Source organism: Nocardia sp. NPDC127526, assembly GCF_042672265.1.
Lineage (GTDB): Bacteria > Actinomycetota > Actinomycetes > Mycobacteriales > Mycobacteriaceae > Nocardia.
On the sequence record NZ_JBHXVO010000001.1, the window covers coordinates 393312 to 417757 of the forward strand.

9 protein-coding genes are annotated in these 24446 nt (G+C 70.8%); 5 read left to right on the top strand and 4 right to left on the bottom strand.

Features of this window, described 5'->3' with window-relative positions:
• The first annotated feature begins 180 nt into the window (after positions 1-180).
• Both ACFVIV_RS01920 and ACFVIV_RS01925 read left to right on the top strand, forming a co-directional pair.
• Positions 181-13866, top strand: coding sequence for an amino acid adenylation domain-containing protein (locus ACFVIV_RS01920; protein WP_379192851.1), 13686 nt, complete (start codon positions 181-183; stop codon positions 13864-13866).
• Positions 13863-16349: an excinuclease ABC subunit UvrA gene (locus ACFVIV_RS01925; RefSeq protein ID WP_379192853.1), complete on the top strand. Its 2487-nt coding sequence runs from the start codon at positions 13863-13865 to the stop codon at positions 16347-16349. Before ACFVIV_RS01920 ends, ACFVIV_RS01925 begins: the two co-directional genes overlap by 4 nt.
• Here ACFVIV_RS01925 and ACFVIV_RS01930 read toward each other — a convergent pair.
• Entirely contained in the window at positions 16330-18585 is a 2256-nt protein-coding gene (locus ACFVIV_RS01930; protein ID WP_379192855.1) for a M28 family peptidase, read from the bottom strand. The two genes, ACFVIV_RS01925 and ACFVIV_RS01930, sit on opposite strands and share 20 nt — an antisense overlap.
• 122 nt (positions 18586-18707) lie before the next feature.
• On the opposite strand from ACFVIV_RS01930, the gene ACFVIV_RS01935 reads away from it, so the two are divergent.
• The gene (locus ACFVIV_RS01935) at positions 18708-19925 is read left to right on the top strand and encodes an FAD-dependent monooxygenase (protein ID WP_379192857.1); all 1218 of its coding nucleotides are present in this window, start codon (positions 18708-18710) and stop codon (positions 19923-19925) included.
• 10 nt (positions 19926-19935) lie between these two features.
• Here ACFVIV_RS01935 and ACFVIV_RS01940 read toward each other — a convergent pair whose 3' ends face one another.
• Positions 19936-20844, bottom strand: coding sequence for an NAD(P)-dependent oxidoreductase (locus ACFVIV_RS01940; protein ID WP_379192859.1), 909 nt, complete (start codon positions 20842-20844; stop codon positions 19936-19938).
• A 64-nt stretch (positions 20845-20908) separates the two neighbouring features.
• On the opposite strand from ACFVIV_RS01940, the gene ACFVIV_RS01945 reads away from it, so the two are divergent.
• A complete protein-coding gene (locus ACFVIV_RS01945; RefSeq protein WP_379192861.1) occupies positions 20909-21298 on the top strand; it encodes a MerR family transcriptional regulator in 390 nt (129 codons plus the stop codon).
• Positions 21299-21311: 13 nt separating this feature from the next.
• Here the strand turns inward: ACFVIV_RS01945 and ACFVIV_RS01950 are convergent, their stop codons facing one another.
• Complete coding sequence (locus tag ACFVIV_RS01950) at positions 21312-22673, bottom strand: aldehyde dehydrogenase family protein (protein ID WP_379192863.1); 1362 nt, start codon at positions 22671-22673, stop codon at positions 21312-21314.
• Positions 22673-23731, bottom strand: coding sequence for an AMP-binding protein (locus ACFVIV_RS01955; protein WP_379192865.1), 1059 nt, complete (start codon positions 23729-23731; stop codon positions 22673-22675). The genes ACFVIV_RS01950 and ACFVIV_RS01955 overlap by 1 nt, the downstream gene beginning before the upstream one ends.
• Positions 23732-23935: 204 nt before the next feature.
• Between ACFVIV_RS01955 and ACFVIV_RS01960 the strand changes: the two genes are divergently transcribed.
• A complete protein-coding gene (locus ACFVIV_RS01960; protein ID WP_379192867.1) occupies positions 23936-24400 on the top strand; it encodes an SRPBCC family protein in 465 nt (154 codons plus the stop codon).
• The last annotated feature ends 46 nt before the right edge of the window (positions 24401-24446 follow it).

The following is a 24446-nucleotide window of genomic DNA, read 5'->3' on the forward strand; positions in this document are numbered from 1 at the left end:
ATAGAAAACCGGCGGCTGTCAGCCTGACAGTCGCCGGTTTTCGCATTTTCACTTGGATATCGCTGTGCCCCAGCAGACTTTCAGCAACGGTGCGGTACTGTCCGGCGTATTCCGCAGGTCCGGACTTCGGGAGGGACAATGCTCGCCGATTCGCCTGACGTTTGCGACGTACCGTTCGAATTGTCCCGCGCCCAAATGGAATTGTGGCTCGCGGACGATATCGGTGCGGGAGACGGAGCCGAACTCCGTCCGCGCGCGTTACCCGGACAAGCGCATTACCTGGAACTGCGCGGCGAATTGGACGCGGAGCTGTTCGATACCGCCGCGCATCGCGCCTTCGAGGAGTTCGGCGTCGGCCGGCTGCGCATCGGGCAGGCCGACGGTCAGCCGTATCAGTGGATGGCGGCCGATATCGGCGGCGGCCTGGAACGCGTCGACCTGACCGATCGGCCCGATCCCCATCGGGCCGCGCTGGATTGGATGGATCGGCGGCACCGGGTGCCCATCGAGCTGCTGGACGCCCCGCTGTGGGCGGCGGCGCTGCTGCATCTCGGACCGGATCACCACATCTGGTACGCGCAGATGCACCATGTCGCCATCGACGGCTACGGCGGGCTGAGCCTCATCGCCCGCATCGGCCAGTGGTACGAGGCCCTGCTCGCCGGCGCCGAACCGCCCGCCTTCGGCGGTCTCTCCCCGGCGGAGATCCAGGCCGCCGACGCCGAATACCGGGCCTCGGCGCGATTCCTCGCCGACCGCGACTACTGGCGGGAACGCTTCTCCGACTGGACCGCTCCGATCCCCGCGCCCGGTGCGCACCGTCCGCGCCGACCGGGCGCCGCGCCGCACGCCCTGCGCGCGGTGGGCGCGCTGGCGGCAGGCGAATGGGCGGGGGTGGAACGCCTCGCCGCTGCCTGCGGCGCCAGCCCGGCGCAGGTGCTCGTTGCGGCAGTCTGCGCATTCCAGGCGGGGGTGACCGGGGAGCTCGAGCCCATGGTGCAACTGGCCGCCTCGGCGCGCACCACCGCGGCATTGAAGAAGTCCGGCGGCATGCTCGCCAATGTGCTGCCGGTCCGGGTGCGCTGTGCAGGTGCGATCACGCTGCGCGAGCTGATCACCGCGGCCGCGCGCGAAACCACCGGCGGACTACGGCATCAGCGCTACCGGTTCGAGGAATTGCGCCGGGATCTGGGCGTGGGCGCGGATCAGGTGCTGGGTCCCAGCGTCAATCTCATGTTCTTCGATCGCACCAGCCGTTTCGGCCGGGCAATCGGCGAATACTGCATTCTGGCTTCGGGTTCGGTGGCCGATCTGCATTTCAATCTGTATCGCGCCGGCGCGGAGGCCGGCCTGTCGGTCGATCTCCTGGCCAATCCGGAGCGCTACGGCCAGCAGGTCCTCGATGAGCGGCTGCATCGCTTCCTGCTGTTCCTGCGCAATGTGATTGCCGCGCAACCGGACGAACCAGTCGCGCGCATCGGCTTGCTGACGCCGCCGGAACACGATTTCCTCGTCCGCGCACCCCAGCGCACGCGGACGGGTGATCCGCTGCTGCTGGCGGATCTGCTCGCCGCCGCGGCCGCTCGGGACCCGGGCGCGCAGGCGGTGGTGTGCGGTGACACCTCGCTGACCTACGGCCAGCTGGATTCCCTCTCGAATCGCCTGGCCCGCACCCTGTGCGGGCACGGCATCGGCCCGGAGGACGTGGTGGCCGTGCCCATGGGCCGCTCCGCCGAATGGGTGCTGGCGGTGTGGGGCGTGGCGAAATCCGGCGCCGCCTATCTGCCCATCGATCCGGGACATCCCGGCGATCGCCTGGCGGCCGTGCTCGCGGAAGCGGGGGTGCGCTTCGGCATCACCACCGCCGCGGACACCCTGCCCGGCGCTGTGCGGGACGGCCGGGACTGGCTGGAGCTGGATGCCTGCGAACGGCTGCTCGCCCACGCCGATGCCACGGCCGTCACCGATGCCGACCGAACCCGGCCGCTGCGCGCGGGCCATCCGGCGTATGTCATCTACACCTCGGGCTCCACCGGAATGCCCAAGGGCGTCATGGTCACACACGCCGGGTTGGCCGATCTCACCGCGGCACAGGCCGATCGGATGCCCACGGGCCCCGGGGACCGGGTGCTGTGCGTGGCCGCGCCCGGTTTCGACGCCTCGCTGTGGGAACTCCTCACCGCGGCCACCGGCGGTGCGACCCTGGTGGTCGCCTCCGGTGAGGCGTACGCGGGTCCCCGGCTGGCCGATCTCATGCGCTGGGAGCAGGTGACGCACGCCTTCATCACCCCCGCCGTGCTGGCGGGCACCGATCCCGCCGGACTCGATCAGCTGCACCATCTTTCGACCGGCGGCGAGGCCTGCCCGCAGGCGGTGGCCGCCGCCTGGGAGCCGGGCCGCACCCTGCTCAATGTGTACGGCCCCGCCGAGACCACCATCGCCACGCACATCGGCCACCTGATCCCGGACTGCCCCGCCACGCTCGGAGCGCCGGTGCCCGGCGTGCGCGGCTATGTCCTCGATCCATGGCTGCGACCTGCCCCGGCCGGCGTGCCCGGTGAGTTGTATGTCGGCGGCTCCGCCCTGGCTCGCGGTTACCTCGGCAGGCCGGGCGACACCGCGGCGCGATTCATTGCCGACCCCTTCGGCGTTCCCGGCGAGCGGCTGTATCGCACCGGCGATCTGGTCACCCGGAATGCCCAGGGCGAACTGGAATTCCGCGGTCGCGCCGACCACCAGGTGAAGGTGCGTGGCCTGCGCATAGAACTCGGCGAGATCGAAACCGTGCTCGCGGACTACCCGGGTGTCGCCCAAGCGGTTGCCGTCATCCGCGGCGGGCCGCAGGACACCACCCACGATCACGCGACCGCCGCCACCCGCATCGTCGCCTACGCCGCTCCCGAGCCCGGCTGCCTGCTCACCACCCGCGAACTGGAATACACCGCATCCCAACGCCTGCCGAGCCACATGGTGCCCACGGTCGTCCTGCTGGACCGCCTGCCGGTCACCCCCAACGGCAAGGTGGACCGCCGCGCCCTCCCCGCCCCGCTCCCCGCCACCGCCGCCTATCGAGCCCCGGTCACCCACGCGGAGAAGGTCGTGGCCGAGGCATTCGCCGAAGTCCTCGGACTCGGCTCGGCTACGGGGCGTCCTTTCGATCAGCCGCTGAAGGCTGCCGGGCGGGTGCGGCGGGTCGGGCTGGATGACGACTTCTTCGCGCTGGGCGGGGATTCGCTGACCGCCACGCTGGTCGTGGCGCGGGTGCAGGCGGGGCTGGGGGTGGAGGCGGGGGTGCGGGATCTGTTCGAGGACAGTACGGTCGCCGGGTTTGCCGGGCGGGTGAGTGCGCGGAATCTGCTGGTGGAGCGGGTGCGGCCGGAGGTGCGGGCGGACAAGGGGGAGGCGCCGGCCTCGTATGCGCAGCAGCGGCTCTGGGTGATCAATCAGCTGGATACCGGGTCGGGGCTGTACAACATGCTGCTGGGGCTGCGGTTGACCGGTGCGGTGGATGTGGCGGCGCTGACGGCCGCGCTGACCGATGTGGTGGCGCGGCACGAAGTATTGCGGACGTCGTTTCCGGAAACCGATGGTGTTGTGCGCCAACGGGTGTGGCCTGCCGACGCGGTGGTCTCCGGGCTGGCCGCGGAATCGGCCGGGGCCGGTGAGCTGGCGGGGCTGCTGGAGGAATTCGGCTGCGCCGGATTCGATCTGGCCGCGCGTCCGCCACTGCGGGTGCGGTTGTTCGCGGTGCACGGGGCGGCTGCGGCCGATCACCATCTGCTGGCGGTGCTGGTGCATCACGCGATCGCCGACGGCTTCTCGCTCGGGCCGTTCGCCCGCGATCTGGCCGCGGCCTATCAGGCCCGGATACGCAGCGCGGCGCCCGACTGGGCGCCCCTGCCGGTGCAGTACACCGATTACGCGCTGTGGCAGCGCGAGGTGCTCGGCGCGGACTCGGATCCGGAATCGGTGCTGTCGCAACAGCTCACGTATTGGTCGGACATGTTGTCCGGGTTGCCGGTGGAATCCGGGCTGCCGCCGCATCGCCCGCGACCGGCGAGCACCGCGCGACGGGGCGAACGGGTGCAGGCGGGCGTCGACGCCGATACCGTCTGGCGGCTGCAGGAGGTGGCGCGAAGGCACGGGGCGACGCTGTTCATGGTGGTGCACGCGGCGCTGGCGGCCCTGCTCGCGGCGGTCTCCGGCGGCCGCGATATCGCGGTGGGCACCCCGGTGGCCGGACGCGGGGACGCCCGCCTCGAGGAGCTGATCGGGATGTTCGTCAACACCCTGGTGCTGCGGGTGGACGTGGACGCCTCCGAATCGTTCACCGAATTGCTGGCGCGGGTGCGCGATACCGATCTCGGCGCCTTCGCCCACGACGAGGCGCCGTTCGAGCGCATTGTGGAGCTGATCGATCCGCCGCGGGAACGCTCCCGGCATCCGTTGTTCCAGGTCATGCTGTCGTTCCGGAACTCGGATCGGGCCGCCTTCGAATTGCCCGGCCTGCGAGTGCATCCGGTGGAGATCCCGCTGCCGCTGGCCAAGTTCGATCTCGAATTCGCCTGCGCCGAAACGGCGTCCGGGCTGTCGATCGCGATCCAGTACGCCACCGATCTGTTCGACCGGTCCGGGATCGACGCGCTGGCCTGGCGCCTGGTCCGGATGCTCGAGCAGGTCGGCCGGGATCCGCGGGTGCGGGTCGGGGATATGGATCTGCTGGCCGCGGCCGAACTCCGGCTGCTGCGGGAGTGGAACGACACCAGCCGGGCGGTCCCGCTCACGCTGCCGCAGTTGCTGACCCGCGCCGCCGCCTACGATCCGGAGGCGACGGCGGTGGTGTGCGAGGGCGGCACGCTGACCTATCGCGAACTGGGGGCGCGGTCCCATCGGCTGGCGCACCGGCTGATCGCGCAGGGCGCGGGCCCGGAAGACGTGATCGCGGTCGGCCTGCCGCGCTCGCCGGAATGGGTGATCGCGGTGTGCGCGGTGGCGCACACGGGCGCGGCGTATCTGCCGATCGATCCCAGCGGACCGGCCGAGCGGATCACCGCCATGCTCTCGGATTCCCGGGTGTCCGTGGGTATTACGACCGATCGCTGGAGTACGACGGTGCCCGCGCTGCCCGGCGGGCACTGGACCCTCCTCGACCCGGCCGAGCCCGTCGAGCCGGGTATCCGCCCGGTCACCGATGCCGACCGCGTGCGGCCGCTGCGACTGCACCACCCGGCCTACGTCGTCTACACCTCGGGATCCACGGGAGCGCCCAAGGGCGTCACCGTTACCCACGCCGGTCTGGCGAATGTCGTGGTGACACAGGCGCAGCGGTGTGATTCCGATCCGGAGGCGCGGGTGCTCGCCGTCGCCTCGCCCGGTTTCGACGCCTCGCTCTGGGAACTGCTGCTGGCCTTGGCTTCCGGGGCGGCGCTGGTGATCGCGCCGCCGTCGGCGTACGCGGGCGCCGAACTGCTGGAACTGCTGGTGCGCGAGCGGATCACGCATGCCCTGCTGACCCCGCGCGTGCTGGCGACGCTGGCCACGCCCGAGCGGGTCCCGCGATTGCGGCTGCTCGCCGTGGCGGGGGAGGCCTGCCCGCCCGAGGTGGCCGGAACATGGTCCGCCGGACGGTCTTTCATCAATGTGTACGGACCGGCCGAGGCGACCATCTGCGCCACCGTCACCCGTCCCGTCCGGATCTGCGCGGCCGACGGGGCCGTCTCCCTCGGCGGCCCGGTCGTCGGCGCCCGCTGCTATGTGCTGGACCGCCGCCTGCGGCCGGTGCCGCCGGGCGTGATCGGCGAGGTCTACGTGGCCGGTCCGGGCCTGGCCCGCGGTTATCTGCGTCGCCCGGGCCTGTCCGGCGCGCGGTTCGTCGCCGACCCGTTCGGCGCACCGGGTGAGCGCATGTACCGCACCGGTGATCTCGGCTCCTGGCGCGGCGACGGGGAACTGGATTTCCACGGCCGCAACGACTTCCAGGTGAAGCTGCGCGGCGTCCGCATCGAGCTGGGCGAGATCGAGGCGGCGCTGGCCGCATTGCCGGAGGTGGCGGACGCGGTCGTCGTGCTGCGGCCCGAGAGCGCGGCCGGGGAGGAGATCGTGGCCTACGTGGTGCCCGCGCCCGGCCGGTCGGTGGACCCCGGCGGCGTGCGCGCCGCCCTGGCCCGGCGGCTGCCCGGTCCGTATGTCCCGGCCGCGGTGACGGTGCTCGACCATTTCCCGCTCACCCTCAGCGGCAAGGTGGACCGGGACGCCCTGCCCCCGCCCGCCGCCCGTGCCCGCACCGGCGATCGGATGCCGGGCAATGCCATGGAGCGGCTGGTGGCCCATGCCTTCGCGCAGGTGCTCGCGCGCGACGAGGTGGGTGCGACGGAGGACTTCTTCGACCTCGGCGGCAATTCGCTCAGCGCCACCCGCGTCATGACGCTGCTGCGCGCGGAACTCGCCGCCGCCGACAGCCCCGGCGACTTCGACGTGGATCTCGGTGCGGTCGTGCGGCTCCGGGACCTGTTCGACGAGCCGACCGTGGCCGGGCTGGCCTGGCTGCTGTCCGAACGCCTGGCGGCCGCCCCGGTCGCGCCGCGCCCGCCCGCGCCGAGTCCGGGTATCCGCCCGCATCGCATCCCGCTCTCGCCCGCGCAGCACGGCATCTGGCTGCTGGACCGCACGGGATCCGGGCGCGCCTATCACATTCTGCTGGCGGCGCGGCTGGGCGGCGCACTGGATGTGGCGGCCCTGGCGGCCGCCGTCGCCGATGTGGTGCGGCGGCACGAGGCGCTGCGCACCTACTTCCCCGAGCACGATGGCGTGCCGTATCAGGCTGTGGCGCAGTCGGATACCGGAGTGCTGGAGATCCGCCGGGTCCCCGCGGACCGGTTGGAGCGCGTACTGGCGGAGCTCGAATCCGAACCCTTCGATCTCACCGCCGCACCGCCGATCCGGGTGCGGCTGTACGCGGTCGAGTCGGCCGGGGGCGATCTGCGGCAGGCCGAATGGGCGCTGGTCATGGTGGTGCACCACATCAATGCCGACGGCGCCTCGCTCGGCCCGCTGACCCGCGATCTGGCCACGGCCTACGCCGCCAGGACCGCCGGCCACGAGCCGGACTGGGCGGGACCGGCGCCGCGATACACCGACCACACGCTGCGGCAATCGGCCGCGCTGGGCGTGCCGGACGATCCGGGCTCGGAGCTGAATCGGCAGCTGGGCCAGTGGGTTCGGATACTGGCGGGCGCGCCCGCCGAGCTGCCGCTGCCGACCGATCGCCCGCGGCCCGCGGTAGCCCGGCATATGGGCGCGGGCGTCGAACTGGCCCTGTCGCCGGAGCGCACGGCCGGGCTGCACGTCCTGGCCCGGCAGCACCGCGCCTCCCTGTTCATGGTGGTGCACGCCGCGCTGGCCGTGCTGCTGGCCAAGCTGTCCCGCACCTCCGACGTGGTCATCGGAACGCCGACCGCGGGTCGCGACGCGCCCGGACTCGACGATGCGGTGGGCATGTTCGTCAATACCGTGCCGCTGCGGGTGCGCGTCGATCCGGAGGAATCGTTCGCGGCCCTGCTGGACCGGGTCCGCGACACCGATGTGGACGCCTTCGCCGCCGCCGCGCCGTTCGAGCGGATCTTCGACGCGCTCGAGCTGCCGCGCACCGCCGCCCGGCATCCGCTGTTCCAGGTGGGCCTGGCCTTCCGCAATTTCGGCCCGGCCGAGCTGCGGCTGCCCGGCATTCGCGTCGAACCGCTGACCGTCCCCGTGCGCACCGTGCGCTTCGATCTGGAATTCGAGGTCGCCGAATCGGATTCGGGGCTCACGGTGGCATTGCGCTACGACACGGCGCTGTTCGATCCGGAGACCGCCGATGCGCTGTTGCGGCGCCTGGACCGGGTGCTGGCCCAGGCGATCGAGGATCGCGAGCAGCCCGTCCGCGCCGTGGACGTCCTGATCACCGGCGAACGCTTCGAGGTGCTGGACGGCTGGAACCGGACCGGCGGCGGGCCCGCGCGCACGCTGCCGGAGATCCTCTCGCGCGCCGCACTGCGCGATCCGGACGCCGAGGCCGTCGTGTTCCATGGGCAAGCCCTCACCTATCGGGAGCTGCACGACCGGTCGAACCGGTTGGCGCACTGGCTGATCCGGCGCGGCATCGGACCGGATCAGGTGGTCGCCATCGCGCTGCGGCGCTCGGTGGAGTGGGTGATCGCCCTGTGGGCGGTGGCCAAGACCGGTGCGGCCTACCTGCCGCTGGATCCGGGCCATCCGCAGCAGCGGCTCGCGCACCTGCTCGCCGATGCGGGCGCTGGTTTCGGCCTCACCATCGACCGCATGCTCGATCGGCTCCCCGAATTCCCTGATACCCGGTCGAACTGGTGCTCCCTGAACGATCCGGACTTGGAAGCCGAACTCGCACTGGCCGATTCCGCAGAGGTGACCGATGCGCTGCGGGTGCGCCCGCTGCGCGTCGCCGACGCGGCCTACCTGCTCTACACCTCCGGTTCCACCGGTGTCCCCAAGGGCGTCGTCGTCACCCACGCGGGGCTGTCGAACGTTGTCGAGGCACAGGCGAAACACTGTGTCGTGGACCGTGACTCGCGGGTTCTGCAGGTCGCTTCCCCGAGCTTCGACGCCTCGCTATGGGAAGTGCTGCTCGCGGCGGGCGCGGGCGCCGCGCTGGTGATCGCGGATCCGGATATCTACGGAGGCCAGGATCTGGTGGATCTGCTGCGGCGGCAACGGATCACCCATGCCTTCATCACCCCGGCCGTGCTGGCCGGCATGGATCCCGCCGAACTGGCCTCTCCGCCCACGGGTTCCGCCCTGCGCGTCGTGGTGACCGGCGGGGAAGCGGTCGCACCGGCCGTGGCGGCCCGCTGGTCGGCGGGGCGGACGCTGTTGATCGCCTACGGTCCCACCGAGATCACCATCATCTCGAATCTCAGTGCCCCGTACGCCGCGAGCCTCCCGGTGGACTTCGGTGGCCCCGCCACCGGTGTGCGCTGCTATGTGCTCGACGAGCGCCTCGCGCCGGCGCCGGTCGGCGTTCCCGGCGATCTGTATGTGGCCGGGCCGGGCGTCGCCCGCGGCTATCACGCCCGGCCCGCACTGACCGCGGCGCACTTCCTGCCCGATCCGTTCGACGCGCGGACGGATTCGGCGGCCGGGCGCATGTATCGCACCGGCGATCTGGTCCGGTGGCGGCCCGGCGGTGCGCTGGAGTTCGTGCGCCGCACCGATTCCCAGGTGCAGCTGCGCGGTATCAGGGTCGAGCTCGGCGAGATCGAGGCCGCGGTCGCGGCCGTCGCGGGCGTGGCACAGGCCGTGGTCACGGTCCGCGAGGACAGTCCGGCCGCCCGCCGCCTGGTCGCCTATGTGACCGCCGAACCCGGCGCCGACCCGGAGGTGGCCGATATTCGCGCCGCCGTCGCCGCGCGCCTGCCCGAGTACATGGTGCCGTCGGCGATCGTCCGCTGTGAACGGCTGCCGGTGAACGCCAATGGCAAGGTGGACCGGGCCGCGTTGCCCGCCGTCGCGGCCGAGCTCTTCCGGATGCCGCGCACGCTCGCCGAGCAGACGGTGGCGCGGGTGTTCGCGGAGGTGCTGGAGGTGGATCGGGTCGGTGCGGACGACGACTTCTTCCGGCTCGGCGGCAATTCGCTCAGCGCCACCCGGGTGGCGGCGCGGCTGGGCGCGGCGCTGGGTACGCGGGTCCGGGTGCGGGAGGTTTTCGACGCGCCCACGGTCGCCGAATTGGCCGCGCGCGTGGGCGATTCGCCCGCGCCGGGCCAGCCGTCGCTGGTGGCGCTGACCCGCCCCGAACGGATCCCGCTGTCATTCGCGCAGCAGCGGCTGTGGCTGCTGCACCGGCTCGATCCGGAGTCCGCGGCCTATCACATTCCGCTCGTGGTGCGGCTGGACGGACCGCTCGACCCGGCGGCCATGACGACGGCGCTGCGCTGGGTCGTCGCCCGGCACGAGGCGCTGCGCACCTGCTATCCGGAGACCGCCGGGGAGCCCGGCCAGCGGGTGCTGCCGGTCGAGAAGGTGTTCGCAGAATCGTTCGCGACGGTGACGGTGGCCGCCGCGCAGGTGCCCGAGATCCTCGCGGAATTCTGTTCGGCCCCCTTCGATCTCCGGTCCGAGGCGCCGCTGCGGATCGGCTTGTTCGCCGTCGGCGACGCCCGCTATCCGGACCGGGAATGGCTGCTCGCCCTCACCGTGCACCACGCGAACGCGGACGGTTTCTCCCTGGGCGTGCTCGCGCGCGAGCTGCGCGAGGCGTACACCGCCGCACGGTCCGGGACACTGCCCGACCGCCCGGCTCCCCGCGTGCAATACACGGACTACACGCTCTGGCAGCGCGCGGTGCTGGGCTCACCCGACGACCCAGAGTCCGAACACAGCCGGCAGATCGATTACTGGACAACACAGCTCGCCGGACTGCCCGCCGAAATCGGCCTGCCCCTGGATCATCCGCGCCCGGCGATCGCCTCCCATCGCGGGGCGGTGTTCTCCCGCGCGATCCCCGACTCCATCCTGCGGCGTCTGGGCGAGGTGGAGCGCGAATACGATGTCTCGCTGTTCATGACGCTGCACACCGGTCTGGCCCTGCTGCTCTCGGCCTGGTCGGGCAGTACCGATATAGCGATCGGCACCCCGGTCGCCGGTCGTGGCGAGGCCGCGCTCGACGAGCTGGTCGGCATGTTCGTCAACACCCTGGTACTGCGCGTGAACACCGGTGCCGCCGAACCGATCTCCGCGCTGCTGCGGCGCGTGCGCGATATCGACCTGGACGCCTTCGCACACGCCGAACTGCCCTTCGAACAGGTGGTGCGGGCCCTCGATCCGCCCCGCTCGGGCGCGGTGCACCCGCTGTTCCAGGTCATGCTCTCGGTGGAGAACCTCGACCCGGTCCGCCTGGAGCTCCCCGGCCTGCGCGCCGAACCCCTCACGGTGGCGGTCCCGACGGTCCGCTTCGACCTGGAATTCATTGTCAGCCAAGGCGATTCCGGCCTCACCCTCACCATCCGCCACGCCACCGACCTGTTCGACCACGACACCATCGAGCAGCTGGCCGATCGCTATCTGCGCGTCCTGGACCAACTCGGCGCCGATCCGCAGGCCCCGGCCGCCCGGATCGCCATCCTGGCCGAACCGGAATACCGGCAGCTCGTACACGACTGGAACGACACCGGATCCGCCCCGGACCTGCTGCTGCCCGACCTGCTGGCGGCCGCGGTGCGCCGCGCCCCCGACGCCGACGCCGTGCGCTGCGGCGAACTTACCCTCACCTACCGCGAACTGGACGAGCGCGCTGAGCGATTGGCGCACCACCTGATCGAGCACGGCATCGGCCCGGAGGACGTTGTCACCCTCGGCATAACACGGTCCATGCCATGGGTGGTGGCCTGTTGGGCGGTCGCCAAATCGGGCGCGGCCTTCATGCCCGTCGACCCGGGATTCCCCGCGGCGCGCATCGCCGATATGGTCGCCGCCGCGGCAAGCCGAATTGCGGTGACCACTCCGCAGGAAGGTGCGGTGTTCGCCGCCGCACAGGCGGCGGAAGTCCTGGTACTCGGCGACGATGGCGCAGTACTTGCCGACCGAGTCGCGGTACTTGCCGACCAAGGCGCGGTACTGGGCGACCAAGGCACGCCCACCGAGGTCGCAGGTGCGACTTCTCCCCGTCTTCCTGGCGCGACCTGCTCTCGTCTTCCTGATGTGGCCTTGCCTCGTCCTGATGCGACCGTGCCTCGTCATCCCGGCGCGTTTTTGGCCGGGATCTACACACCCGGTGCACCGACGAGTCCGGTGGATTCCGGCCAAAAGCACGCCGGAATGACGGTGGGCGGGCGAGCCGGGCACGCCGCCTACGAGAAACATGCCGCCTGCGGGAAGCACGCCGCCTACGTGATTCACACGTCGGGCTCTACCGGTGCACCGAAGGGCGTTGTGGTGACGCACGCCGGATTGGCGAATATGGCTGCCGCCCAGGCCCGCTGCCTCGGCGTGGAGCAAAACTCGCGCATTCTGTGCGCGGCCGCACCGAGTTTCGACGTGTCGGTGTGGGAACTCGTGCTGGCCGCAGGTGCCGCCGCCGCGCTGGTGGTCGCACCCACGGACGCCTACGCGGGTCCCGCGCTCGCACGATTCCTGCGTGCCGAGCGGGTGACGCACGCCTTCCTGACTCCCGCCGTGCTGGCGGCCACCGAACCTGATGGGCTGCCGGATCTCTCGGTGCTGGTCACCGGCGGGGAAGCCTGCCCGCCGGCCGTGGCCGCCGCATGGGGTCGGGATCGGCGGCTGGTGAACGCCTACGGTCCGACCGAGACCACGATCGTCGCCACCATGAGCGGTGCGATCGATGGCGGCGGGCCGATCACCCTCGGTGGTCCGGCACTCGGAATCCACTGCTACGTCCTGGATTCCGGACTGCGGCCGGTGCCGGTCGGCACGATCGGCGAGTTGTACATCGGCGGTGCGGGACTGGCGCGCGGCTATCTCGCTCGGCCCGGGCTGACCGGCGCGCATTTCATCGCGAATCCCTTCGGCCCGCCGGGGGAACGGCTTTACCGCACGGGTGATCTCGTCACCTGGACCGAGCGCGGCGAACTGGACTACCGCGGTCGCGCCGACCTCCAGGTGAAGCTGCGCGGTATGCGCGTGGAACTCGGCGAGATCGAGGCGGCGGTGGCGGCCGCGCCGGGTGTCGCGCACGCGGTCGCGGTCCGCGCCGGGGACGGTCCGGACGCCTTCCTGGCCGCATACGTGGTGCCGCACCCGGATCATTCGCTCGACCCGGCTGCGGTGACCGCCGTTGCGGCGGAACGGCTTCCGAGCCATCTGGTGCCCACCGTCGTCGTGCTCGACCGAATGCCGCTGCTGGCGAACGGCAAGGTGGACCGGGCCGCATTGCCTACGCCCGCGCGTCCGCAGCGGCGGCATCGCCCACCGGCCACACCGGCCGAGCAGGCGGTGGCCGCGGCCTTCGCACAGGTTCTGGACATCGAATGCGCCGGGCTCGACGACGATTTCTTCGAGCTCGGCGGCAATTCGCTCAGCGCCGCCCACGTCATCGCCCGGCTCGACGGCGGTATCGCGCTGCGGGACCTGTTCGAGGCCCCGACCGTGGCGGGACTGGCGGCCCGGCTGGGCACCCGGCACGCCGGCGAATCCTTCGCCGTACTGCTGCCGCTGCGGCGCGCCGCCGCCGAGGCGCTGTTCTGCATTCACCCCGGCGGCGGGCTGGCCTGGCCCTATGCGGGCCTGCTCACCCACCTCGATCCGGAGATCTCGCTCTACGGCCTCCAGGATCCGTGGGTGGTGTGCGCCGAGCCCGCACCGGATTCGGTCGCCGCCTACGCGGAACGGTATGTGCGCGAGATCCGCCGGGTGCAACCGGCGGGCCCGTACCGCCTGCTCGGCTGGTCCCTGGGCGGCCGCATCGCCTACGAGGTCGCGGTCCGGCTCCAGGAGCAGGGCGCGCAGGTGCGCCTGCTCGCCCTCATGGATTCCGCGCCCGAGGACGGCGTCTTCGAATCCGCCGGGGAGCCCGGCGATTCCGCGACGGCCTGGGATGAACTGCGCGGCATGGTCAGCGCCGACAGCTTCCCGCCGGAGCTGGTCGACCGCGCCGTCGCCGCGCTGACCCGGCGGGTTCCGGGTGCGCCGAGCGGCAAGTATCACGGCGACCTGCTGCACTTCACCGCCACCCGGGAGGCCGATCCGTCGCGCTGCCCGGCGGCGGGCTGGGCCGATCACGTCACCGGCACCGTCGTCGACGTACCCGTCGAGGCCACGCACATCGGTATGGCGCAACCGATTCCGCTCGCCCGCATTGCCGCGACGCTGACCGAATGGTGGCGGCGGGAGTGAGCGCGGATCACCTGCCGGAGGCCATTCACGTGGTGGGCGCGCGCGTCCACAATCTGCGGGACCTCGATGTGGATGTCCCGCTGTGGCAGTGGGTGGCCATTACCGGGCTGTCCGGGTCCGGCAAGACGTCGCTGGCGATGGACGTGCTCTACGCCGAGGGCTATCAGCGGTTCCTGGAGGGCCTGTCCACCTACACGCGGCGGCGCATCGCCCAGGCCGAACGGCCGGATGTGGATCGCATCGACTTCCTGCCCGCCACCCTGGCGCTGCGGCAGCGGCCGCCGATTCCGACCCGGCGCAGCACGGTCGGCACCATGACCGAGGTGTACAACGTGCTGCGGCTGATGTACTCCCGGCTCGGATCGCACCTGTGCCCCACGGGATATCGGCTGCCGCCCATGCTGGAGGTCGCCGTGCGGGGATATGTGGATCTCCCCGAATGCGGCGGCAGATTCGAGCTGCCCGGCGCGGAATCCTTCGCCTTCGACAGTTTCGGGGCGTGCCCGCGCTGCGGCGGGCTGGGCACGGTGGAGGAGATCGACGACGACGCCCTGGTGCCGAATCCCGATCTCACCATCACGGCGGGCGCGGTGGCGCCGTGGAAGCTGCCGCTGCGCGACTTCCAGCCGCAGATCGCCGCCCAGCTCGGGGTGCGCATCGATGTGCCCTATCGGGAGCTGACCCAGCGGGAGAAGGACATCGTCCTGGACGGACCCGCGGTGAAGCGGCACGTGGTGGTGACCACCAAATCCGGTCGCGCCGCCGAACTCAACGGCACCTACGAGAATGCCCGTGCGGCCGTGCGGCATTCGCTCGCCAACAGCAGCAGCGAGACCACCCGGGAGCGGTTGAGCAAGTTCTTCACCCTGCACACCTGCCCCGATTGCCACGGCGCCCGGCTGCGTCCGGAAGCGCTCACCACCCTGGTCGAGGGCCGCGATATCGCCGCCACCAGCGCTCTCACTCTCGCCCAATTGCGGCCTTGGGCAGGCGGATTGCCGGAGCGCCTGCCCACGGAGCTGGAGCCGCTGGCGAAAAGGCTGACGGCGGAATTCATCCGGACCATCGAGCCGCTGCTCACCCTCGGCCTCGGCTACCTGACCCTGGACCGGGCCGGTGCGACGCTCTCGACCGGAGAGCGCCAGCGAATTCAGCTCACCGCGACCTTGCAGGCCCGGTCCACCGGCATGCTGTACGTCCTGGACGAACCCTCTATCGGCCTGCACCCGGCCAATGTCGAGGGCCTGCGCAGCGTGATCCGCGCCCTGGTCGACAACGGCAATTCGGTGGTCATGGTCGATCACGACGTGGATCTGCTGCGCTGGGCGGATCAGCTCATCGAAATGGGTCCGGGTGCGGGCCGTGCCGGTGGCGCCATCGTCGCGCAGGGCACTGTCGACGAGGTGGCCGCCGACCCGAATTCGGTGACCGGGCCCTATCTTTCGGGCACGGCCGAGACCCGGATGCGGGAGCAGCGGCCGGTGCGGGCCGAGGACGAGCACCTCGAGATCACCGTCGGCGACTACTACACCCTGCACCGTGTCACCGCCCGTATCCCGGTAGCGCGGCTGACGCTGGTCACCGGCGTCTCCGGTTCCGGAAAGACGAGCCTCGTGCTGGACAGCCTGGTGCCCGCCCTCACCGCCGAACTCGCCCGCCGGCGTCTGCCCCGCCACGTGCGCGCGCTGCGAACCGGCGGCATCCAGCGCGTGGTGACCGTCGACTCCACGCCCATCGGCAATAACAGCCGGTCCACCCCCGCCACGTATTCCGGCGCGTTCGACGGCATCCGCGCCCTCTTCGCCGCGACTCCACTCGCCCGGGAAAGGCAGTGGGGCGCAGGGCGTTTCTCCTACAATGTCAAGGGCGGGCAATGCCCGGAGTGCGCGGGCCTCGGCGAGGTCGCCCTGGACGTGCAGTACCTACCGGATATGACGGTCACCTGCCCGACCTGCCACGGCGCCCGCTACAACCCCGAGACCCTGGAGGTCCGCGTCGATGGCCTCACCATCGCCGATGTCCTGCAGCTGACCGTCGCCGACGCCGCCGAGCGCTTCGCCGACTCCCCGCGCATCGGCCCGCCGCTGCATGCGCTGCGGGAGGTCGGCCTCGGCTACCTGTGCCTGGGCGAACCCACCCCGGCGCTGTCCGGCGGCGAGGCGCAGCGCATGCGGCTGGCGAACGGCCTGCGCTCCAGCCAATCTCATACCCTCTACGTCTTCGACGAGCCCACCACCGGATTGCACCCGGAGGATGTGCGCACCCTGCTCGGCGTCCTGGACCGGCTGCTGCGCGCGGGCGCGACGATCATTGCCATCGACCACGATCTCGACCTGATCGCCAATGCCGACCACGTCATCGATATGGGCCCGGGCGGCGGGCCCGATGGCGGCCGCATAGTCGCCACCGGCACACCACGCGAGATCGCCGCGGCCGAGGACAGTCTCACCGGCCGCTATCTGTTCACAGACCCGGAACGCTGAGGTAGACGACGGCGGCGCTGCCCTGCATGAGGTAGACGTCCGCGGGCGGTTCCCGGTGTGCGGCAACTCCGGAATCGGGCAGCCAGGAGTAGTCGAGCAGGGTCAGCGGCAGCGGCCCGGCGGATGCGACCAGTTCGACCTCGACGCCCTCTGCGGTGGGTGCGAAGAAGCGGAACCCGCGCTCCGGCGCCGGCGCGATCTCGCGACCTGCCACGCGCAGGGCCTGTATCGCGTTCTGGGCCCAGCGCAGATCCAGTCGCGTCGCCCCGCGCGGGGACCGCAGCAGCAGGCGTACCGTGCGCTGCCCGGCTTCGGTGCGGTCGGACAGGATCTGAGCGGTCGGCGGCGACAGTGCCTGCGCCGGTGCGGGTCCGCTGGATTTCGCCTTCGGGAATATCTCGGCGGCCGTCCCTTCCGGCGCGTTCGCGCTGACGAACTGCTCGGTCCAGGGGTTCGGCTCGGGTGCGGAGATCCATTGCGCCGCATTACGGTCGGCGTCCAGTGCGTAGTAGAGCTGGGCCATGCGCGGATGCTGGGCGTCGACCCGGTTCACCGCCAGCCCGGCCGCCGTCAGCGCCGCGGTGAGCAGCAGCGCGAGGGCCGGAATCGTCCAGCCGTGCCGCCGGGGCCAGGCGTGGGTGAGCGGGAACAGCAGCAGTCCGCCGTAGAGCACCACCATCGGCGCCAACAGCAGGTAGCCGGTATTCAATCCGACCTGCAATCCCGACCAGCTGCTGCCGAGGAAAAGCGCTGCGGGGAGCAGGAATACGGTGAGCACCGGCAGACGCCAGGCATCCGGGATCAGGAAGGTGAGCGTCACGCCGATCGCCGCCGCGAGCGCGGGCACGACCAGGATGTGCGCGGCCGCGGGCAGCAGCGCCGCGAGCAGTGCGCCCAGTACGCTCACGCACACCAGCAGCCCGACCGGCGTCGCCGTCGGCCCGAATACGCGGCGCGCCAGGGCATACCAGGCGAGCAGGGCGAAGACCGCCGCCATGATCATGGCGGCCTGGAAGAACCCGGGCCGATACGGATCGATGGGGACCGCGTATTCCGGCCGGATCAGCTCCACCGCCCGCCACATTCCATAGGCCGCGCCCACGGCGGCCGGTATGGCGAGGAAGGCCACCACCGCCGAGCCGAGGACGCGCTTGATGCTCGCCTCGCCATGGCGGCGCACCTGCCACACCACCCAGCCCACCAGCACGACCATGACCACCGCGAGGGCGATCAGCACCCACGGCGGCACGGTGACCAGCACGCCGAACGGCAACGCGAAGTACGCCAGATCCGTATCGCCGGCGGTGTCCGCGAGATCGCGCTGCCCGAATTCGCGGGCCTGGGCGAGGGTGTTGTCGCCCATCTGCTGCATGGTCGCCGGATTCACGTGGTCGGGATCATCGAGGCGATTGTGGTAGTAGGCGCTGTGCCCGGCGTACGCCCAGTCCAGCACCCGCAGCCCGGCGGGCTCGAAGGCCGCGAAATCGGTATTGCTGCCGGTCTGTTCGCCGGTGGCCAGCTGCGTGTTCATCGAATCGGTATTCGGATGCGGCGCCACCTTCCGCACCACGTCGATGAGGCCCGAATCGGGATGGGTGATGCGCCACAGCATGGCCGGACCACCGGCCCCGCGCGCCTCCAGATTGATGATCACGCCATTGCGGTCGAAGTCGCCGGAGGACACGAAGGCCTCCGCGCCGAGCAGGCCCATCTCCTCGCCGTCGGTGAGCAGCGCGACCACATTGTTGCGCAGGCCGGTCTCGCCGGCCCGCAGCGCGCGTACGGTTTCCACGATGGCGGCGACCCCGACCCCGTCGTCATTGGCGCCCGGACCGGACGGCACCGAGTCGTAGTGCGCCACCAGGTACACCGTTCCGGTCGGGTTGGTGCCGGGTATCCGGGCGACAATATTGTCGACCCGCCCGACGCCGACGGAATCGGTGCCGAAAGCCCCCGGCCATTTGCCGATCCCGGACCGGATCTCCGTCTCCAGCCCCAGCTCACGCAGTGTGGCGGCCAGATAGTCGCGGACCCGATCGTGCTCGGCCGTGCCCACCGGATGCGGCCGCTGCGCGATCTCCTGGACCGTCCGCGCGGCCCGCGCCGCGCTGAACTCGGTCCCGGGCGCCGACTCCGGCTCGTACCCGTGTGGCTGCTGCTCCCATGCCGTGGCCACCGCCACCAGCAGCAGTACTGCGAATGCCAGAAATCCCGAAAGCCCTCGACCCACCCGCATTCCTAGATCGTAGGCAGACCGCCGTGGCGGCGGACCCTGATCTTTCCCCCAATTCCCATGCCCGCGGAATACGCCGCTCGGGTGACCGCGGACCCTGTCATCGCGCTCGACATGGGTGTGTAATGGGATTCGTAGACATCAGGATCGGAATCATCGGCGGCAGTATCGCCGGGTGCGCGATGGCAATGGCGGCCCGGTTCGCGGGCGCGGACGTGGTCGTCTACGAGCGCAGCGCGGGGCGGCTGGAGGAGCGCGGATTCGGAATCGGAATGCCGCAGCCGCTGCGGGCCACGCTCATCGCGGCGGGCTATGTGGATCCCGGCATGCCCGCACATCCGATGTCGGAGCGGGTGTGGATCACCAAGGCGGACGGCGGGGACGAACGGGTGCTGTGGCGCCAGCCCAGTCCGGTCATGGGATGCAACTGGGGACTGCTCTGGCAGGCCCTGCGCGACAAGATCGCCGAGGGCGACTACCGCGCCGGGATCACGGTGGAGCGGATCGAATCCGACGGCGCGGCACCGGGCCTCGTCACCCGGGACGCGACCGAGCGCTTCGACTGCGTGATCGGCGCCGACGGCTATCGTTCCCTCGCCCGCGCCGGTATCGACGGCCGGTCCGAACCGCACTACGCCGGATACGGGCTGTGGCGAGCCAGCTATCCCGAAGCGGCGCTGCCCGTTCCGGTCCCCGAACTGGAGACCGGTTTCGCCACAGTCGTTTTCCCGAACGGCCACGCCGTCTTCTACTTCATCCCCGACGCCCCGCCGCCGCGCGGCACCGGCGGCCGCCGGTTGAACTGGGGCGTCTACGCCTACCCGCCCAGCACGCCGCGCTCCGAGCACGGTCACCCGCCCGGATCCGCCCCCGAACTCGCCACCTTCGTCAAAGCCCTCGCCACCCAGCACTTCCCGCGCCGCTGGACCCAGCTGATCGAGGCCACCGCCGACACCGAGATCGCCATGCACCCGGTCTACGACCTGAGCGTTTCGGCCTACACCCGCGGCAGACTCGCCCTGGCCGGCGACGCCGGCGCCCTCGCCCGCCCGCACACCGCGTCGGGAGCCGTCAAGGCGATCGACGACGCCCTCACCTTCCAGCGGGCCCTGCGCGAAGCCCCCTCACTCCCCGCCGCCCTCGCCGACTACAACGAATCCCGCTGTGCGGAAGGCAATCGCCTCACCGCCCTCGGCCGCCGCATCGGCCACGCCCAAGTAGAGGAAACCCCCGACTGGTCGCGCATGGACGCCCCCGCCATGGCCGACTGGACCCGCCACACCCTCGCCGGCACCGGCCACTACCTCTACGCCGATCCCGGCGAACCGCCCGCCCGGGCATAGCCCTCGAGGGCTATGCGCCGTCGGGCTTCTTGAAGATCTCGTAGACGGAGAGATAGTTGCCCTCGCCCAGGCCCGCGGCAATGGCGCGTTCGGCGATCTCCCGCATGAGCCGCGGCTGGGCGGAGTGGATGCCCTGCTCCTCGCTGGTGCGGGTGATGTGGTGCAGCGCATTGAGATTCATTGCCAGCGTGCCCAGTGTGCCCGGGTAGTCGCCGGCGTCCAGGGCGGGAGCCCGCCGGGCCAGGGACGCGGGGTCGAGCACGGTCGGCATGAACCAGTCCAGGGCCAGCTCGGCGAACTCGGTGGCCGGGATGTTCGCGGAAGCGACCAGCGCGCTGGCGTGCAGCCACCCGTTCAGGGTCGCGTACATCATCTCGAGCATGGCGGTGTTGTAGAGCACCGCCAGGCTCACCTCCGCACCGAGATAGCGGGGGTCGCCCAGGCTCGCCAGGACGGGACGGTGCCGATCGAAAAGGTCTCGGGCGCCGCTGTAGAGGAAGACCGCGCCGGGCTCGCCGACCAGCGGCGGCGGCACCATGATGGCGCCGTCGAGGTAGTCGATGCCGTGCGTGCCCGCCCATTCGAGGGCGGCCCGCGCCTCGTTCGGCGTCCCGGAATTGAGGTTCACCAGGAGGCGGCCCGCGAGCGCGGTGGTCGCCGGGCCGAGGACCTCGTACATGGTGTCGTAGTCGTTGAGGCACATGAGGGTGATCGGGCTCGCGGCGACCGCCTCGGCCACCGTGTCCGCGCGCCGCGCACCCAGGGCGACGAGCCCGTCGGCCTTCTCCGGCGTGCGGTTCCAGACCGTGACCGCATGGCCTTTCCGCACCAGCGCCGCGCCCAGTGCGAGCCCCATGGGCCCGAGTCCCACGAGGCTGATGTCGTTGTCTCGCTGGTTGATTGATTGCTGAGGTGTCATGCGACCCAAGCTAGAGTCTCACATGGATGTGAGAGTCAACTCGAATCACTGAGGGGAGGCGCACATGCGCATCGGAGACCTGTCCACCCGCACCGGCGTCAGCGTGCGCCTCTTGCGCTACTACGAGGAGCAGGGCCTGCTCCGGCCCGTGCGCCGCCCCAGCGGCTATCGCGAGTACCGCGACGAGGATGTCCGAACGGTCCGCAATATTCGCACCCTGCTGGCCGCGGGCCTGAACACCCAGACCATCGCCGCCGTGCTGCCCTGCATGGTCGACGACGACGGCACGCTCGCGCCGGCCTGCCTGGGCATGCTGCCCGGCTTGCACCGCGAACGGGACCGCATCGACCGGGCCGTCGCGGATCTGCTCGCCGCCCGCTCCGCGCTGGACGTCATCATCGGCGCGGCCCCGCCGCCGGACGCGGCCGAGCCCGACGCGTGCCGCGCGGCCTGAAGCCGCTCGCCGGTCAGCGCAGGACGGTCTTGGTGCGCATGAGGAATTCGGCGAGGTAGCCGTCGTGGGGGAGGCCGGGGGCCATCCACGGGGTGGGGTGGTTGCCGATGTAGACGTTGGCGATGGACGGCTCGGCCACCAGTTCGTCGATCAAGTCCGCGTCGGTGGTGATCGCGGTGAGGACGAGGGTGTCGCGCAGGGGACGGATTCCGGCGTCGCGGTCCCAGGGGGCGATCCAGGCGCAGGGGAAACCCAGTTCCAGGCCGAGGTTTTCGGCGAAGGGGCTGTCGAGCTGGTGGAGGGCCGGGCGGAGGACGGCACTGCCGTCGCCGAGGTCGTCGAGGATGCCCTCGCCGCCGAGCCAGGCTTTGGCGCCCGCGGCCCGGTGCCGCAGATGCTCGTCCCAGCGGCGGGCGAGGCCGAGCGGGGCCACCGGCAGGACCGCGCGGTCATCGGTGGCGGGCAGACTGGGCAGGGCGGCCAGGCGTTCGGCCAGGGCCGCCGCCACGGGGGACGGATCGCCCTCGACGAGGATGCCGGTGGCATTCACGCAGCCGACTCCGCCGCCGCCGCTGATCGACTCCACGAGGGTGTCGATGACCGGCTCCCAATCGGTTTCGGCGGTGATGAGAATCTTGGAGCGCCCGGGACCCTGGGGCAGGATGCGCGGATCGCCCGCGTACTTGCGCACGACATCGGCCCCGCCGTAGACCATTCCGAAATCGGCACGGCGCAGGATCTCGTCGGCCGCGGTGTGATCGGTGGGCAGCAGGACGAGATGATCGTCGCCGAATCCGGCCGCGCGCAGGGCGGTGATCAAGCGGTGCGGGGTGAATGCCTCACGCCGGGAGGGGCGCACGGCGACCCGGTAGCCGAGCGCGAGAGCGTCGAGCCAACCCTGGTGCACCGCAGGGTGATTGCCCGCCGCGTGGACGGCGAACACCGCACCGCGCCGGGACCACACCGCCGCACCGCCGCGGGTGATCGGATCGCGCCACGACTCGGTCGCACCGGCCGGCCGGGCATTGCGCACGCTCGGCTGGATTCGCTCGGCAGCCCGCGCGATGGCGTCGGTGGCATTGCGCACCTCCGTGATCGGTATTCCCGTGGTGGCGCTGACTATGCGCTGATACTCGGCCACCGGCAGTCCCGCGATCGGCTGCGTGGCGAAGGCCCGGCCCGCCGCCGCGAATGCCGCGATCCGCTCGTCGAGGGGCAACTCCGTCGCCCGGCGCAGTGCCTGCATGGCGCGCGCGACGTACAGCGGCGGGGCGAGACTCAGGGTGGCGACCGGGTTTCCGGTGAATTCGCGGATGGTCTCCACCCGCCGGGACCGATAAGGTCCGGCCGGGCCGAGAACGTCGAGGGACAGCATCAGTAGACGCCTTCGATGACCGGCGCGCCGCTGAAGGAGGCGACGGGGGCGACATCGGCGACCGAATCACCGAAACCGCCGTCCACGGGCGCGATCCGGGTGGCGAAGTCCCGCTCGACATTGTTGACCAGCAGCGCCGTCCGGCTCATGTGGTGCACGACGATCTGCCCGCGCTCGCCGTACGGGACGACCCGGCCGGTCTCGGGGTCGATCACCCGGAACGTGGTGTACGGGGCGAAGGAGTCGAAGACGCACGGCTCGTCGTCGCCCAGGCCCGGACGCTCCACCGAGGTCCCCAGCATCATGGTGCTGCCGTAGCCGCCGACCAGCTTGGCCTTCGGGAACACCTCGTCGCGCAGCAGATCCCGGGTGTCGGGATCCAGCTGCGTACCGCCCCAGATGATCGCGCGAACCTGCTGATTCACCAGCTCGACCAGATCGTCGTGCTGGGCGAGGCGTTCCAGCATGGGCGGGGTCGCGAACAGCACGCCCACCTCCTGGCCGGCGAGAATGAAGCCGATCTGCTCGATCAGGTGATCGGTGTACGCGGAGGCCATATCCATCCGGCCCTCGGCAATGAGCTTCTTCACCCAGCGCGGGTCCAGGTCGATGGCGAAGTTCAGCCCGCCGCGCGCCGCCGCGGTGTCGACCGCCATGGCGCCGACATTGTGCGGGCCGGTTGGAACGGCGCTGAGCCAGTTGATGTTTCGCGGTACGCCGTGCGCATCGAGGCGCTCGCTGAACCAGGCGACGCTGAGCCGCTGCCATTCCGCGGTGAACATCACCCGCTTGGGCTGCCCGGTGGTGCCGCCGCTCTCGTAGACGCTGGCCGCGTGCTCGTCCCCGTAGCCCCGGGGAATCAGCTCGCGCACCCCGACATCGCGCAGTTCGTCCACCACATTGGGGAACAGGCTCAGATCATCGAAATCCCGGACGTCGGTGAGCGGATCGAAGTCCAGCGTCTCGGCCCGCCGCAGCCAGAATGGCGACCCGGTCTCGGGGCCGAAGTGCCACCGCATCATCTCCCGGACGAATTCCGCGCCATTCCGCTCTGTCATGAAACATCCTTTCGAGTGATCGAAAATGATTCTGACACAACGAAATACGACTGACCCTCCTGTAGAAGTCTACGAAATGCCGGTCGGTCCCGGCGGCCGTTTTCGTGGCTTCCTGCCCTGGCCGCCGCCACGGCCCCGGCTGTGTACTCGGTCACACAAGTTGTGGCGAAAGCAAGGTGATTCCTTGCTGGACAAGGAGTTCGCGTGGCGATCCAGCGCAAGCACACCATGTACGACTCGACCATCGTCGACGCCGATCCGGACACCGTCTTCGCCGTCGTGCGCGACGCCCTGAAAGTGGTGTCGATCGTGTCCGGACCCGCGGCGCAGAACGTGCACTGGGTGGGAGACGCTGGGCCCGACCGTGTTCCGGCGCTGTACAACTTCACGCTGGCCTTCAGCGGCGGCCTGGTCCAGCAGGAGGTGGCCGGGCGCAACGAGGTGGAGCGCTCGCAGACCTACCGCTCCATCGAGCCGACCATGGGCGTGGACCGCTATATCGCCACCATTCGCGTCCGGCCGATAACCAATGATCCCCACCGCTGCTTCTTCGATTGGACGCGCGAGCTGACGATCGCCGAGGACGCCGAGACCGAGGTCGTCGAAACCATCATCGCCATGATGGCCAAGCAGACCGACGCCATTCGTGACCATTTCGCGCAGAAATAGCGAAAAGCGTGGCGCGGCACCATTTATCGAAACAAAGGAGAAAGCC